Here is a 13,268-nt window from a genome sequence, read left to right on the forward strand (position 1 = left end):
GGTTGACCCGGCCTTCGACGGGACCGGAGTCAGGGGCTCGGTGAGCAGCGCGTTCGCCATCAGGTAGATCTGGCCTGCGGCAAGGTAGTTGGCGGCCCGCCAGTGAGCGTCCAGCCAGGCCAGGCCCCGGAGTTGGTAGTCCCGGAGGGTGGCGTCCAGGCCCGGGGGCGGCTCGGCGGGGCGGATTCCTGCCGTCAAGCGGTCGCGCAGAGTGGCCAGCGCGCCCACCGGCACCGCCTCCACCCGCTCACCGTCCACCTCCGCGGTACCGGTGAGCGCGACGGACAGCGCGTCCACCGGATCGAGCAGGCCCAGTTCGCGTTTGCGGGCCTTGCGGACGAGGGCCGGGTCGACCAGGACCCATTGGTCCCGCAGCCGTACGACCGGGCGGTGCGCCTCGGCCAGCATGTCCATCTCGGCCTCGGTGAGCGGGTCGCCGCCGAGCGCCAACTGCCAGCGGAACTGGAGGAGTTCCTCGCTCTCGAAGAAGCCTGTGCCGTCGGTCGCGGAGCCCGGCGCCGACCGGACCACGGCCGCTGCCGTCAGGTCCTGCGCCAGGTCCCGGGGCCAGTGGACGGCGACCCCGGCCGCCGCGAGGCGCGTGGCCGCCATGCCGAGCAGCTCGCCCAGCTCCTCCTCGGACAGGGCCAGTACGTCGGGCACGTCCAGCTCGGAGAGACGGTCCAGCGGGGGCCAGACGCGCGCGGCCCGCCGTACGGCCAACGCGGCGTCCACGCGTGCGCGTGGGCCGAAGGCGGTGTCCGCCGTGCCCGCCCACAGGGCCGCCGCGTCGACCACGAGGGTCGGGTCGGCGAGGCTGTGCACCTGGACGATCGCCGCGCCCGCGCTGCGCACCCGTCCGCCGTCGTCGAACAGGTCGTACGCCGACAGGTCCAGGCGGAGCGAGATCCGCACGCCCGCGTCCATGCCGGCGGCGACCTCCGCGGCCCAGTCCTGGGCGTCACGCAGGCGCTGCGGCTTGCGGGCCGCGAAGGGCAACCCTGAGGTGTACGGCGCGGCCGGGGTGCGGGGCAGGGTGTCCGCGACCGCGTCCAGGAAGGACCGCATCAGCGCTTCCGGCTCGGGCAGCCGGAGCGGTCCCGGGCCAGGTAGCGGGACGGCGTGGCCCTCGTACGGAAGGGCCGCCGCCACCGCGCGGACGTGCGCGATGTCCTCCGGCTCCAGGGGCCCCGCGCGCCACGCGTCGTGGCCCTTCGCGGTGAGCCCGGGGAGCAGTCGGCCGCGGGCCGCGAGCCGTAGCGCGTGCAGCGCGGCGGCGCCCCAGCAGGCCGTGGCGGGATGGGCGGCGGGGTCACGGCGGGCGCGCACGAGCAGCGGCAGGGCCGCTTCGATCGGCAGGGTCAGCGCGGGGGTGGGCCTGCGGCGGACTCCGGAGCCGTGTCGTCGTACGACTGTCAGCTCCGTCTGTTCCGCGTCCCCTTCGGGGAGGGTGCTGTCGCCTTCGAGGGCTCCGTCGGGGTCCCAGAAGGCGATGCGGCCCTCGCGCGGGACGACCGGGGACGGCAGGAAGACCGCGGCCAGTCGCACGGAGATCTGCTCCGCCTGTGCCGTGTCCGTCATACGTCCTGTCACCTCCCGCCCGTCAGTCGTGTCAGCTGTCTTCGACTCTACGGGCGGGGTCTGACAATCGGCCCCGGCGACCGGCCGGGGCCACCTGCTAAGGAACCGTGCGGGAGACGACGTAGACCATGGGGAGCTTGGGATCGGACAGGTTCACTACGATGTCCTGGGTGGGGGCCGGGTCCTTCTGTTTGTTGACGACGCCCCACCAGGGGCCGGGGCGGGTGAACTTCCAGCCGGTGATCTTCTGGTCGCGGGCGCTGATGGTGATGTCGTTCTTCTTCAGCGTGTTCCGGTCGACGTCTATGCCGGCGAGGAAGGTGTCCAGGCCCGCGTCGGTGGTCTGGAACTGGACGTAGAGGCGGCTGGTCTTCCAGTTGTTGGTCTCGTAGAAGGCGACCTCTTCGGCCGGGTGCGGGACCGGTACCTGGTAGAGGCGTCGCTGGACCTTGGAGGGCCAGCCCACGGTGAGCCCGGTCGCCGAGTACTTCGCCTCTTTGTCCTTGCCGCTGTTTCGGCTCTGGTTGGCGGAGATCGCCAGGTAGACGGCCGGTACGCCGATGAGCAGCACGATGATGAGCAGGGTGATCGCCCGGCGGCGGGCCTTGTGGCGGGGGTCCTCGGGTGGTCGGGCCGGCTCCTCCCGGGGTACGGCCTGGCGGGGCAGCGATGCGTTCATGCCGTGTCCTGGCTGCCGCGCCGGAACTCCGCGAACCGCTCGTAGCGCTCGTACCGCTCGACCCGGCGGCGCTTGGCGCGGCGGAAACGGCGGGCGACCAGGCGGGCGAGGTCGGCGGCGCCGACCATGCCGGCCTCGGGGCCGAGCTGGGCGCGCACTATGCGGGCCTCGGGGCGGTAGCCGCGGCCGGTGAGCTGCCGCTTGAACGCGTCCCGCGCGGGGCCGATCAGCAGGTCGTCGGCGGCCGAGACACCGCCGCCGATCACGAAGCAGGACGGGTCGAGGGCGGCGGCGAGGTTGGCGATGCCGACGCCGAGCCACTGGCCGATGTCCTGGAGCAGCTCGATGCACATGGCGTCGCCCTCGCGGGCCAGCTCGGTGATCATCGGGCCGGTGATGTCACCGATCTGTCCCTTGACGTGCTCGAGGATCCCGTAGGCCACCGGTGAGTCGGCCACGGCCAGCTCCTTGGCTTCTCTGACCAGGGCGTTGCCGGAGCTGTACTGCTCCCAGCAGCCGCGGTTGCCGCACGCGCAGCGGTGGCCGCCGGGCACGACCTGCATATGGCCGAACTCGCCGGCGACGCCGTACTTGCCGCGCTTGACCTGGCCGTCCTCCAGGATCGCGCCGCCGATGCCGGTGCCGAGCGTGATCATGACGAGGTGGTCCTCGCCACGCCCTGCGCCGAAGCGCCATTCGGCCCAGGCGGCGGTGTTCGCGTCGTTGTCCACCAGGACCGGCACGGAGAGCCTGCTCGTGATGCGATCCCTGAGGGGCTCGTTCCGCCACGACAGGTGGGGGGCGAACAGGACGCGGTTGCGCTCGGCGTCGACCCAGCCGGCCGCGCCGATGCCGACCGCGTGCACGTCGTGCCGGTCGGACAGGTCCAGGACCAGCTCGACGATGGTGTCCTCGACGACCTTGGGGCTCTTGGACTTGTCCGGGGTCTCCGTGCGGAGCTTCTCCAGGATGTTGCCGTCGGCGTCCACGACGCCCGCCATGACCTTGGTGCCGCCGATGTCGATGCCGACCGTGGGCACGCGGGGGGCCGTCAGGTGCGACCTTCGCTCACGGGTGCCGACCGTCCTCAGTGCGGGGGCACGCCGGGAGCCTATGGGGGCGCTGAAGTTGCCGTAGGTGCTCATCGGGCCCGATTCTGCCTCACCGTGACCGTGGGTGCTGTGCGGGGGCGTGAAGGGGGGTGCGGATCGTTGTCTGGTGCGCGTGCATCGTGGCTGGTCGCGCAGTTCCCCGCGCCCCCAAAAGGGGCGCCTTCCAACTCGGCATGGACATCATGAAAGCCCAATATCGGCAAGGATACCCGTTTAATTGTCCGGACATTATGACGAACATCGCCGGGCGGAACGGTGCACTCAGGGACGTACCAGAAGCTGGAACTCGAACGAATAGCGAGTCGGCCTATAGGTGTGGCTGCCGAACTCCACCGCTCGGCCCGTGTCGTCGAACGTCGTGCGCTGCATGGTCAGCAGTGGGGCGCCCTCCAGCTCGGCCAGGCGCTCGGCCTCTTCCGCCGTGGCTCCGCGGGCGCCGATGGACTGGCGGGCGCTGTGCAGGGTGATCCCGGCGGTGCGCATCATCCGGTACAGGCCGGTGGCCTCCAGCTGCGCGGTGTTGAGGTCGAGCAAGCCGAGCGGCAGGTGGTTGGACAGGTACGCCATCGGCTCGCCGTGCGCGAGGCGCAGCCGGTCGATGCGGTGTACGTCGCTGTCCTCGGCCACGCCGAGTGCCGCAGCGACCTCGGCGGAGGCCTGGACGACGGTGTTGACGAGGACCTTCGTGGCGGGGCGCTGCCCGGCCGCCTCCAGGTCGTCGAAGAGGCTGCTGAGTTCCAGCGGGCGTTTGACCTGGCTGTGCACGACCTGGGTGCCGACGCCCCGGCGGCGCACCAGGAGGCCCTTGTCGACCAGTGACTGGATGGCCTGGCGGACGGTGGGCCGGGACAGGCCGAGCCGGGCCGCCAGTTCGATCTCGTTGCCCAGCAGACTGCCGGGGGTGAGCGAGCCGTGTTCGATCGCGGCCTCCAGCTGCTGGGACAGCTGGAAGTACAACGGCACCGGGCTGCTCCGGTCCACGCTGAGCTCGAGCGGCACTGTCGGGTCCACATCTGGTTTCGGCACGGGGCCGAGCGTAGCTGTGTGAATGGTTGACGGGAAGTGATGTAGTTCGATTGTCCGGACATACGCATTGACAGCGTGGCTGGTCGGCCCCCAGTTTGTTCCCATGCGCATCGGAGTCATCGGTACGGGCCGCATCGGGACCATCCATGCCAGGACGCTCAGCCGTCATCGTGAGGTCGGTTCGCTGATCCTCACCGACGTGGACCCCGCACGGGCCCAGGAGCTGGCGAACCGGCTGGGGGAAACGGCGGCACCGAGTACGGAGGAGATCTTCAAGTGGGGCGTGGACGCCGTGGTGATCACTACGGCGACGTCGGCGCACGCCGAATTAATCGGCAGGGCGGCGCGATCCGGGCTCCCGGTGTTCTGCGAGAAGCCCATCGCGCTCGATCTGCCGGGTTCGTTGCAGGCGATCGCCGAGGTCGAGACGGCGGGAACGATCCTTCAGATGGGGTTCCAGCGCCGGTTCGACGCGGGCTACACGGGCGCCCGGGAGGCGGTGCGCTCCGGGCGGCTGGGACGGCTGCACACGGTCCGCGCGACGACCTCCGACCAGACGCCTCCCCCGGCCGCCTATCTGCCGATCTCCGGTGGGCTGTACCGGGACACCCTGATCCACGACTTCGACATGCTGCGCTGGGTGACCGGGCACGAGGTCGTCGACGTGTACGCGACCGGTTCGGACGCCGGTCCCGCGATGTTCCGCGAGGCCGGTGACATCGACACGGCCGCGGCGGTCCTCACCCTGGACGACGGCACGCTGGCGACGGCGACGGCCGCGCGACTGAACGGGGCGGGCTACGACGTCCGGATGGAACTCGCCGGGGAACTCGACCAGGTCGTGGTCGGTCTGGACGACCGCACCCCGATCGCGTCCACCGAGCCGACCGGCCCCCCGGCCGCGACCAAGCCGTGGACCGGCTTCCTTGAGCGCTTCGGACCCGCCTACGAGGCCGAGTTGATCGCCTTCGTCGAGGTCGTCGTCGGCCAGCGCACCAACCCGTGCGACGGCCGCGAGGCGCTTCAGGCGCTGCGCATCGCCGAGGCCTGCGAAGTGTCCAGACGCGAACACAGACCGGTCCGCCTCGCGGAGATCGCGGGCGCCCTCCCCTACAGCTGAGCGAACCCGCCGCCGTCAGTTGAGCAGCCGTATCGCCGGGGCCGCCACGTCCGTCGCGATCAGGAACTCGCAGTGCGGGCAACGCAGTTCGTAGGGCCGTACCAGGTTGGTCTGCATGCTGTCCTTGCCCGCTTCCTTCGCCTCGGGGCAGTAGGTACCGAGGTGCAGCCGCACCCAGGGATGACTGGTCGGGGCCATGGCGGGCTTGTCGTCGCGGGCGTCTCTGAAGGGCGCCCACCAGAAGTCGACCAGGGCGCGCAGGGCCAGCCGCTCGGCGCCCGTGGTCGTGTCGTACGCGGTGATCCGGCCGGCCGTGTAGTGGCTCTGGAAGCCGCGGCTGCCGGAGCACAGGGCCCGCTCGGCGCCGCACTCGTACACCTGGGTACGGCCGATCCGCTCGCAGACGAAGCAGTCGACGCTGAACTCCAGCCGTGAACTCCAGTGCAGGTTATGGAAGTTGTCGCCGGTGATCGCTCCGGTCAACTCTGCGGTGATCTCCGCGGTACGCAGCATCCGCGCCTCCCCCTCAGGACGTACGAACTCAAGCCGTAGGGACTCAGGATGCGTGGGCGCGCAGGGTACGGCCGGTGGCCGGGCGGACGTACTGGATGGTGAGGCCTCCGGTGAGGACCGCGGGGCCGAGCACCGTCCCACCCGCGCAGCCGTTCTACCAGCGCACCGGCAGCGCGCGCATCCCGCGCATCAGCATGCCCGGGAGCCAGTCGCCGGGCGGGCCGCCCAGGGTGAGGCCGGGGGCGCGCTCCAGCAGGGTGCGTATCGCCGTGCGTGCTTCGAGGCGGGCCAGAGGGGCGCCGAGGCAGTAGTGGATGCCGTGGCCGAAGGCCAGGTGGCCGCGGGTGTCGCGGCGGATGTCGAAGTGGTCCGGGGCGGGAAAGCGGTCCCCGTCGCGGTCGGCGGCGGTCAGGCCGACCATGACCGGATCGCCCCGCTCGACCGGGGTGCCGGCGATCTCCAGGGGCTCGGCGGCGAACCGGAACGTGCCGTTCTCCACCGGACCTTCGTAGCGCAGCATCTCCTCGATCGCGCCGTCGAGGAGGGTCATGTCGGCGTGCAGGGCGGCGAGTTGGTCCGGGTGGGTGAGCAGGGCGTGGATGCCGCTGGTGAGGAGGTTGACGGTGGTCTCGTGGCCGGCGATGAGCAGGATGAAGGCCATGCCCCGCAGTTCCTGCGGGGAGAGCCGGTCGCCGTCCTCGGCGGTGGTGCGGATCAGGTCGCCGAGCAGGTCGTCGCTGGGGCCCGCGCAGCGTTTGTCCTCGATCAGGTCGGCCAGGTACTCGGCGAGGCGTACGAACGCGTCGTACTCGGTGCCCGAACTGGTGGGTGCGACCACCTCCGTGGACAGCTTGCGGAACTCCGCGCGGTCCAGCTCGGGCACGCCCAGGAGCTCGCAGATCACGGTGATCGGCAGCGGGTAGGAGAGCGATTCGACGAGGTCGGCACGGCCGGACGGCAGCATCTCGTCGAGCAGGTCGTCGGTGATCCGCTGGACGCGCGGGCGCAGTTCCTCGACCCTGCGCATGGTGAACGTGCGGGTGATGAGCCCGCGCAGGCGGGTGTGCTGGGGCGGGTCGGCGGCCAGGAGGTACTTGCCGATCAGCTCCTCGTCGAGGAACGTCACGCCGATCTTGCCGCCGTCCTTGGCCAGCCGCGGGTCGGCCAGCGCCGAACGCGCCTCCTCGTAACCCACGATCAGCCAGGTCACGTGGTGCTCGTCCGGCACCGGCAGCCGCACGCGGTGCACCGGGCCCGACTCCCGCAGCCTGGCGTACACCTGGTGCGGGTCCCGCCGGAACGCCTCGCCGAACTCCCCCAGATCGATCACTTCGGTCATGCCTGCCCCCTCCGGTCGATCCCCCGAGATCTCCCAGTGCAGTGGGAACGGACGGCGGCAACCGCTAGTGCCCGCTCTCGCCGTCCTCTTCGAGCAGGCCCGCGTCGTACGCCAACAGGGCGATCTGCACACGGTTGTTGAGGTCCAGCTTGGCCAGGATGCGGGAGACGTGGGTCTTCACGGTGGCCACGCTCATGAAGAGGCCGGTGGCGATCTCGGCGTTGGCGAGGCCCTGGCCGACGGCCACGGCGACCTCGCGTTCGCGGTCCCCCAGGGCGGCGATGCGTTCACGCGCGCGTGCCCGGCGGGTGTCGGTGGCGGTGCCGGCCGCGTGCTCCATCAGCTGGCGGGTGACCGCGGGCGACAGCACGGGATCGCCGGCCGCGACCCGGCGTACGGCGTCGAGGATCTCGGCGGGCGGGGTGTCCTTGAGGACGAAGCCGGCGGCGCCCGCGCGGAGGGCCCGTAGCACCTGCTCGTCGGCGTGGAAGGTGGTGAGGACGACGATCTGGGGCGCGTCGCCGCGGGCGCGCAACCGCTCCGTGGCGGTCAGTCCGTCGACCGACGGCATGCGGATGTCCATGAGCACGACGTCCGGGTGGACGCGGTCGACGAGTTCCTCGACCTCGCTGCCGTCGGCGGCCTCGCCGACGATCTCGATGTCGGCGGCGCCGCCCAACATGAGGGACAGCCCGGCCCGCACCAGCGGGTCGTCGTCGACGAGGAGCAGTCTGATCGCAGTCATGGGGCTACGTAACCACGGCGGCGCGGTGGGTAGTGGCGTGGTCCGCGGTTCCGGGCGGGGCGCCCAAGGAGGCGTGCGCGCGTCCTCGCTGCCCACGCCGAGGTGGGCCGCCATGCCGTCGACACCGCGAGCGGCCACCGGCGGCGCGAGCGGGACGACCCTCGGGGAGCGACTCCAGGGCGGCGGGACGGTAACTCGATCGGTGCTCCACGTCAGCGCCCCGGGCGCCCCGACCCGGCCGCTGTCCCACGCCAACACGTCGGCGGAGCCTGCGAGTTGGCCGGAGTCCGCGTGGACGGAGCCGGAGCGGACCGGGCCGCGCGGCGCGCACTCCCCACCGTGCTCCCCCGCGACGCCCCCTGTTCGCAGGCAGGCGGCGGGACGCGGGAACGGTGACTCTCCCTCCGGGAGCGGCCTCCATCTTCCTTGCGCAGAACGGGAGTTACCCGCAGCGCCGAACGGGCTTCACCCCCACGGCAGCCAGGCCCGCACCCGGAACCCCCCGCCCTCGCCCGGGCCGTGCTCCAACCGTCCCCCCGCCAGCGTCGCCCGCTCGGTCAGCCCGATCAACCCCTGCCCGGAACCGGGGACATGGGGGACTTCGCCCTCCGGCGGCGGGTTGTGCACGGCGACCACCAGGCCCTCGCCCGGGGAGCCGGTGACCGTCACCGTGACCTCCGTGCCGGGGGCGTGTTTGCGGGCGTTGGTGAGGGCCTCCTGGGCGATGCGGAATGCGGTGCGGCCGACCGAGGCGGGGACCGCGGCGGGGTCGGTGACCCGGTTGGCGAGGGTGACCTTCATACCGGCCTCGCGGGACTCGGTGACCAGCGCGTCCAGGGCGCCGAGCGTGGGCTGCGGGCGGCCCGTCTCGTCGGGCTCCCCCGCGCGCAGCACGCCGATGATCTCCCGCAGGTCCTGGAGTGCCTCGTGGGCGCTCTCCCGGATGACGCCGGCCGCCCGCGCGACCTCCTCGCGGGGCGCGTCCGGCCGGAACTCCAGCGCGCCCGCGTGCACGCTCAGCAGGGTCAGCCGGTGGGCGAGCACGTCGTGCATCTCGCGGGCGATGGCCTCACGGGCGAGCCGCTGGGCCTGCTCGGCGCGCAGTTCCGCCTCCGTCTCGGCGCGCCGGGCGCGGTCGCGCAGGCTCAGCATGAGCTGGCGCTTGGAACGGACGAACATGCCCCAGCCGATGACGGTGAGGATGAGCAGTTCGGTGAACACGACCGCGCCGGCGTACGGCAGGTCGGGGTCCGGGCGCATCCAGTAGAAGAGCGGCGCCAGGGCGAGCTGGATGCCGCCGATCCAGGCGACGTAGCGGAAGGGCCGGTGCACGGCGAGGGTGAAGACGGCGACCATGGCGGCGCCGCCCGCGGTGTTCGAGACGAGGCCGACGGGGATCATCGCGACGGCCAGCCCGACCGGCCAGCGGCGGCGCAGCCAGACCGCGCCGCAGGCGAGGACTCCGAAGAACTGGTCCACGACGGCGAGGGAGTGCGGGGTCGCGGAGTCGCTGTCGAGGGCCTGCGCGCCCAGGAGTCCGATGGTCACGGCCAGCAGGAAGCAGCAGACGTCGACGACCCAGTCGCGTGCGGTACGGCGGGGCCGTCCGCGCCGTTCGACGTCGGGATCGAGTTCGTCGGCCACGGCGGACGGCAGCAGCCATCGGCGCCCCGCGAACGCCTGCGGTACCGGCGTGGTCCTGTCACCTGTCACGGTCGACAAATCTATGCGGGACCGGGTCCGGTCACCCACCCCGCGCGGGGGAACGGCGACCAAAGTCGCGCCATCCCAGACTTTCGGCGGACATGCCTCGCCCCGCGGCCCATGATCGTGGGGGGAGCCGCGGGGCGAGGGGCGGGCAGTGGTGCAGCTGGTCGTTCGGCTCAGCAGCCGAAGTTGATCAGGTCGAACGTGACGTAGTGGTCCGCGGTGTAGTAGTCCTCCTGGGACTTCTCACCGGTGACGATGCGGCGAGCTCCGCGCGTAGACGAGCCGGGCGTCTTGACCGTGTACTCGTGGTAGTAGCCCGACGACTGCGAGGGCAGGACTCCTTCCTGGTTCCGGAAGACGACACCGTCCTGCGAGTAGGGGAAGGGACCGTTCGACGCGATCAGGTCGAGCGTGTCGTAGGCCTGGGAGGGCAGGTCGCTGTAGCAGATGCTGCCGACCGCGGCGGCCGCCGGGGTCGCGGTGGCGACGGTGCCGCCCACGACGAGGGCGGACAGGAGAGCGGCTGCGGCTCCGATACGAGTGGCGCGTGGGGGGAATCTCATGGCTCCATGATGACGCGCGTAGACCGTGGCATGTCAATGACAACTCTGCAGAATTTCCCGTCAAGTCCGATGAGTTTTCCGGAAGTTAACGTGCGGCCCCGCGCCCCCACGCGGTCCCCACAAGTACGAGGACGCCGCCTGCCAGCCCGAACGCGCCGAGCCGTTCGCCACCGAGAACGATGCCGGCCGCGGCGGCCCACAGGGGCTCGGTGCCGAGCAGCAGGCTGACCCGGGAGGGCGAGGTCCGGCGCACGGCCCACATCTGGACGAAGAAGGCGAACAGGGTGCAGAACACCGAGAGGAACAGCAGTCCGGCCCACTCGCGTGGCCCGAAGTCGGCGGCCGCGGCCCACGGTGTGCTGTCGGCGCCGGTCGACAGGATCGCGAACACCGCGACGGCGGTGCCGAGTTGGACGGTGGTCAGGGGCAGTGCGTCGGCACCCTGGACCGACCGGGTGCGGGACATGGCGAGGACGTGCAGGGTGCGGGCGAGGGCGGCGAGCAGCATGAGGAGGTCGCCGAGGGAGGGGCGGGTGAAGCCCGCGCCCTGGGTCAGCAGCAGCACGCCGAGCACGGAGAGGGCCGCCGCGCCGAGGAAGGCCCGGGAGGGCCTGGTGCGGGTCACGGCGGACTCGGCGAGCGGGGTGAAGATCATGGTGAGGCTGATGATCAGACCCGCGTTGGTCGCCGAGGTGTGGACGACGCCGTAGGTCTCCAGGAGGAAGATCCCGGCGAGGATCAGCCCGAGCAGCCCCGCGCCGCGCCACTGGGCGGCCGTCAGGGCGCGCAGCGCGCGGTGGCCCACGACCGCCAGGACGGGCAGGACGAGGGCGAAGCGCAGGACCAGGACGGCGAGGACCGTGCGGGCCGTGGTGATGTCCTTGGCGGCGAGATAGCTGGCGCCCCAGACCACCGCGACCAGCAGGACGGGCAGGTCGGTGAGCCAGGCCCGGCGGGGCAGGGCGGCGGACGGTACGGCGATCGAGGACATGGGGGCGGCTCTCCCGGTCTCCGGCGAAGGGGTGGAGACATCGGCGGCTGCCACACGGAACGATCACCGTACCGGCACGGACCCCGGCTGACTAGGCGTTTTCCGCGTCCGCGTCCGCGTACGAGCCGTAGGTCGGGCGGCCCGCGAGGTCGTACGACTGGATGGAGACGCCAGTGCTGGTGATGCGCCCGCCCGTGTGCCGGAAGGCCATGGGGGCGGTGCCCTCGGGGAACAGGCGCAGGCCGCTGCCGAGCACGACCGGGAAGGTCACCAGGTGGAGCGTGTCGACGAGGCCGAGCGCGAGGAGGGACCGGACGAGGGCGCCGCTGCCGTGCACCTGGAGTTCGCCCTCGGTGCGCTCCTTGAGGTCGGTGACCTCCTTGGCGAGATCGCCGCCGAGGACCGTGGTGCCGGCCCAGGAGGCCTCGGTGAGGGTCGACGAGGCGACGTACTTCGGCAACGCGTTCAGCTTGGAGGCGATCGGGTCGGCGGGGTCGGTCTTGAGCGGCCAGTACCCGGCGAAGATGTCGTACGTACGACGGCCGAGCAGATAGGCGCCGGAGCGGTCGAAGACCTCGACCACGAACCGGCCGAAGTCGTCGTCGCCGTAGACGAAGCTCCAGCCGCCGTGCTCGAAGCCGCCGCGGGTGTCCTCTTCGGGGCCGCCGGGGCCTTGGTAGACGCCGTCGAGGGTGACGAAGATGGTGGAGACGAGCTTGCCCATGTCGGGTGCCTGCTTCCTGGTGCGGGAGCGGATGGTGTCATCAGCTCAGACCCCGCGGGCCCCCGCAACTCATCGGTCTCCGCACGGCTTCTCTCGGTCCCCGCTACGGCTTCTCTCGGTCTTCGCTACGGCTTCTCTCGGTCTTCGCTACGGCTTCTCTCGGTCTTCGCTACGGCTTCTCTCGGTCTTCGCTACGGCTTCTCTCGGTCTTCGCTACGGCTTCTCTCGGTCCCCGCTACGGCTTCTCACCCCGCGTGGGTCGAGAACATGCCGCCCGTCGGGCCCTGCTTGTCGCCGCCCTGGGCCTTCTTCAGGGCGTTGGCGAGGCTCTCGATGGTGAGGGACTGGAGGATGACGCGGCCGTTGCCCTCCAGGGTGGCCAGGGACAGGCCCTCGCCGCCGAACACGGCGTTCATCAGGCCCTGGCGGTTGAGGCCGCCGATGCGCTGGACGCCGTACTGGACGCCCTCCTCGAAGGCGACGAGGCAGCCGGTGTCGACCTCGATGCGGCCGCCGAAGTCGGCCGGGTTCAGGTCGATGAAGTTGCCCGCGCCGGCGATGATCACCGTGCCGTGCCCGGTGAACTTCTCCAGGACGAAGCCCTCGCCGCCGCTCATGCCGGTACGGCCGCCCTGGAAGGCGATGCCGAACTGGACGCTGGACTCGGCGGCGACGAAGGCGTCCTTCTCCGCGAACCACGCGCGTGTGCCGTCCAGCTCCAGGGCGCGCATCTCGCCGGGGAGCACGCCCGCGAAGCCGACGGTGCCCTCGCCGCCCTGGGAGGTGAAGTACTGGAACGCCAGCGACTCACCGGCGAGTGCGCGCTGGCCGACCTGCATGGCGGTGCCCATGGCTTGGCGGAGCATGCCGCCGACGCCTGCGGCGCCTGAGCCGCTCTGGGGCTGGCCCGTGTTGTTCGACGGACCCGACAAACGGGTCTCCATGGTCACGTTCGTCGTCTTGAAGAGGAACTTTCCGGCTTCGCAGTACACGGTCTGGCCGGGGTTCAGGTTGACGACCGCCATCTGCATGGCGTTGCCGACGATTTCTTGCTGAAGGGTCACGAGGGGAGAACGGGTGGCCACCCAGAGCTGGAAGCCCTCGTCCGTGAGGTCGACGCCCGCGTTCAGGTTGTTCCGTACGTCGCCCAACCGGGTCGTCGCCC

Annotated in this window: 13 protein-coding genes; 1 reads left to right on the forward strand and 12 read right to left on the reverse strand. The window is 71.4% G+C overall.

Annotation, left to right across the window (positions count from 1 at the left end; translation table 11 throughout):
* The 4 genes from ACNFOC_RS39655 to ACNFOC_RS39670 all read right to left on the reverse strand — a co-directional run.
* The coding region (locus ACNFOC_RS39655) for an SNF2 helicase-associated domain-containing protein (protein ID WP_416963852.1) at positions 1 to 1,581 on the reverse strand (1,581 nt) is incomplete at its 3' end.
* A 97-nt stretch (positions 1,582 to 1,678) separates the two neighbouring features.
* Positions 1,679 to 2,260 carry a sugar kinase gene (locus tag ACNFOC_RS39660; protein WP_416963853.1) on the reverse strand — a complete coding sequence of 194 codons (582 nt, stop codon included), beginning with the start codon at positions 2,258 to 2,260 and terminating at the stop codon, positions 1,679 to 1,681.
* The gene (locus ACNFOC_RS39665) at positions 2,257 to 3,405 is read right to left on the reverse strand and encodes an ROK family glucokinase (RefSeq protein WP_416963854.1); all 1,149 of its coding nucleotides are present in this window, start codon (positions 3,403 to 3,405) and stop codon (positions 2,257 to 2,259) included. Before ACNFOC_RS39665 ends, ACNFOC_RS39660 begins: the two co-directional genes overlap by 4 nt.
* Before the next feature lie 228 nt (positions 3,406 to 3,633).
* Positions 3,634 to 4,371 (reverse strand): GntR family transcriptional regulator, encoded by a 738-nt coding sequence (locus ACNFOC_RS39670; RefSeq protein ID WP_416963863.1) that lies wholly within the window; start codon positions 4,369 to 4,371, stop codon positions 3,634 to 3,636.
* Positions 4,372 to 4,501: 130 nt separating this feature from the next.
* Between ACNFOC_RS39670 and ACNFOC_RS39675 the strand changes: the two genes are divergently transcribed.
* Positions 4,502 to 5,518: a Gfo/Idh/MocA family protein gene (locus ACNFOC_RS39675; protein WP_416963855.1), complete on the forward strand. Its 1,017-nt coding sequence runs from the start codon at positions 4,502 to 4,504 to the stop codon at positions 5,516 to 5,518.
* A 15-nt stretch (positions 5,519 to 5,533) separates the two neighbouring features.
* Here the strand turns inward: ACNFOC_RS39675 and ACNFOC_RS39680 are convergent, their stop codons facing one another.
* The 8 genes from ACNFOC_RS39680 to ACNFOC_RS39715 all read right to left on the reverse strand — a co-directional run bounded on the left by ACNFOC_RS39680 (position 5,534) and on the right by ACNFOC_RS39715 (position 13,167).
* On the reverse strand, positions 5,534 to 6,031 hold the full coding sequence (locus tag ACNFOC_RS39680) for a hypothetical protein (protein WP_416963856.1): 498 nt from the start codon (positions 6,029 to 6,031) through the stop codon (positions 5,534 to 5,536).
* Between the two features lie 154 nt (positions 6,032 to 6,185).
* Complete coding sequence (locus ACNFOC_RS39685; protein WP_416963857.1) at positions 6,186 to 7,370, reverse strand: cytochrome P450 family protein; 1,185 nt, start codon at positions 7,368 to 7,370, stop codon at positions 6,186 to 6,188.
* 64 nt (positions 7,371 to 7,434) lie between these two features.
* Positions 7,435 to 8,115, reverse strand: coding sequence for a response regulator (locus ACNFOC_RS39690; RefSeq protein ID WP_416963858.1), 681 nt, complete (start codon positions 8,113 to 8,115; stop codon positions 7,435 to 7,437).
* A 465-nt stretch (positions 8,116 to 8,580) separates the two neighbouring features.
* Positions 8,581 to 9,837, reverse strand: a complete 1,257-nt coding sequence (locus ACNFOC_RS39695) for a sensor histidine kinase (RefSeq protein ID WP_416963859.1) — start codon at positions 9,835 to 9,837, stop codon at positions 8,581 to 8,583.
* A gap of 161 nt (positions 9,838 to 9,998) precedes the next feature.
* Positions 9,999 to 10,388 carry a ribonuclease domain-containing protein gene (locus ACNFOC_RS39700; protein ID WP_416963860.1) on the reverse strand — a complete coding sequence of 130 codons (390 nt, stop codon included), beginning with the start codon at positions 10,386 to 10,388 and terminating at the stop codon, positions 9,999 to 10,001.
* An 85-nt stretch (positions 10,389 to 10,473) separates the two neighbouring features.
* Positions 10,474 to 11,379, reverse strand: a complete 906-nt coding sequence (locus ACNFOC_RS39705) for a DMT family transporter (RefSeq protein WP_416963861.1) — start codon at positions 11,377 to 11,379, stop codon at positions 10,474 to 10,476.
* A 91-nt stretch (positions 11,380 to 11,470) separates the two neighbouring features.
* The gene (locus ACNFOC_RS39710) at positions 11,471 to 12,103 is read right to left on the reverse strand and encodes a dihydrofolate reductase family protein (RefSeq protein ID WP_416963862.1); all 633 of its coding nucleotides are present in this window, start codon (positions 12,101 to 12,103) and stop codon (positions 11,471 to 11,473) included.
* 245 nt (positions 12,104 to 12,348) lie between these two features.
* Positions 12,349 to 13,167 (reverse strand): AIM24 family protein, encoded by an 819-nt coding sequence (locus ACNFOC_RS39715; RefSeq protein ID WP_416963864.1) that lies wholly within the window; start codon positions 13,165 to 13,167, stop codon positions 12,349 to 12,351.
* Positions 13,168 to 13,268: the final 101 nt, after the last annotated feature.

The organism is Streptomyces colwelliae, assembly GCF_048158785.1.
Taxonomy (GTDB): Bacteria; Actinomycetota; Actinomycetes; order Streptomycetales; family Streptomycetaceae; genus Streptomyces.

Bases quoted from the DNA above. Each gene is read 5' to 3' on its own strand.
- ACNFOC_RS39685 (WP_416963857.1), bottom strand. From the start codon at position 7,370: ATGACCGAAGTGATCGATCTGGGGGAGTTCGGCGAGGCGTTCCGGCGG.
- ACNFOC_RS39665 (WP_416963854.1), bottom strand. From the start codon at position 3,405: ATGAGCACCTACGGCAACTTCAGCGCCCCCATAGGCTCCCGGCGTGCC.
- ACNFOC_RS39700 (WP_416963860.1), bottom strand. From the start codon at position 10,388: ATGAGATTCCCCCCACGCGCCACTCGTATCGGAGCCGCAGCCGCTCTC.
- ACNFOC_RS39705 (WP_416963861.1), bottom strand. From the start codon at position 11,379: ATGTCCTCGATCGCCGTACCGTCCGCCGCCCTGCCCCGCCGGGCCTGG.
- ACNFOC_RS39675 (WP_416963855.1), top strand. From the start codon at position 4,502: ATGCGCATCGGAGTCATCGGTACGGGCCGCATCGGGACCATCCATGCC.
- ACNFOC_RS39690 (WP_416963858.1), bottom strand. From the start codon at position 8,115: ATGACTGCGATCAGACTGCTCCTCGTCGACGACGACCCGCTGGTGCGG.
- ACNFOC_RS39660 (WP_416963853.1), bottom strand. From the start codon at position 2,260: ATGAACGCATCGCTGCCCCGCCAGGCCGTACCCCGGGAGGAGCCGGCC.
- ACNFOC_RS39710 (WP_416963862.1), bottom strand. From the start codon at position 12,103: ATGGGCAAGCTCGTCTCCACCATCTTCGTCACCCTCGACGGCGTCTAC.
- ACNFOC_RS39680 (WP_416963856.1), bottom strand. From the start codon at position 6,031: ATGCTGCGTACCGCGGAGATCACCGCAGAGTTGACCGGAGCGATCACC.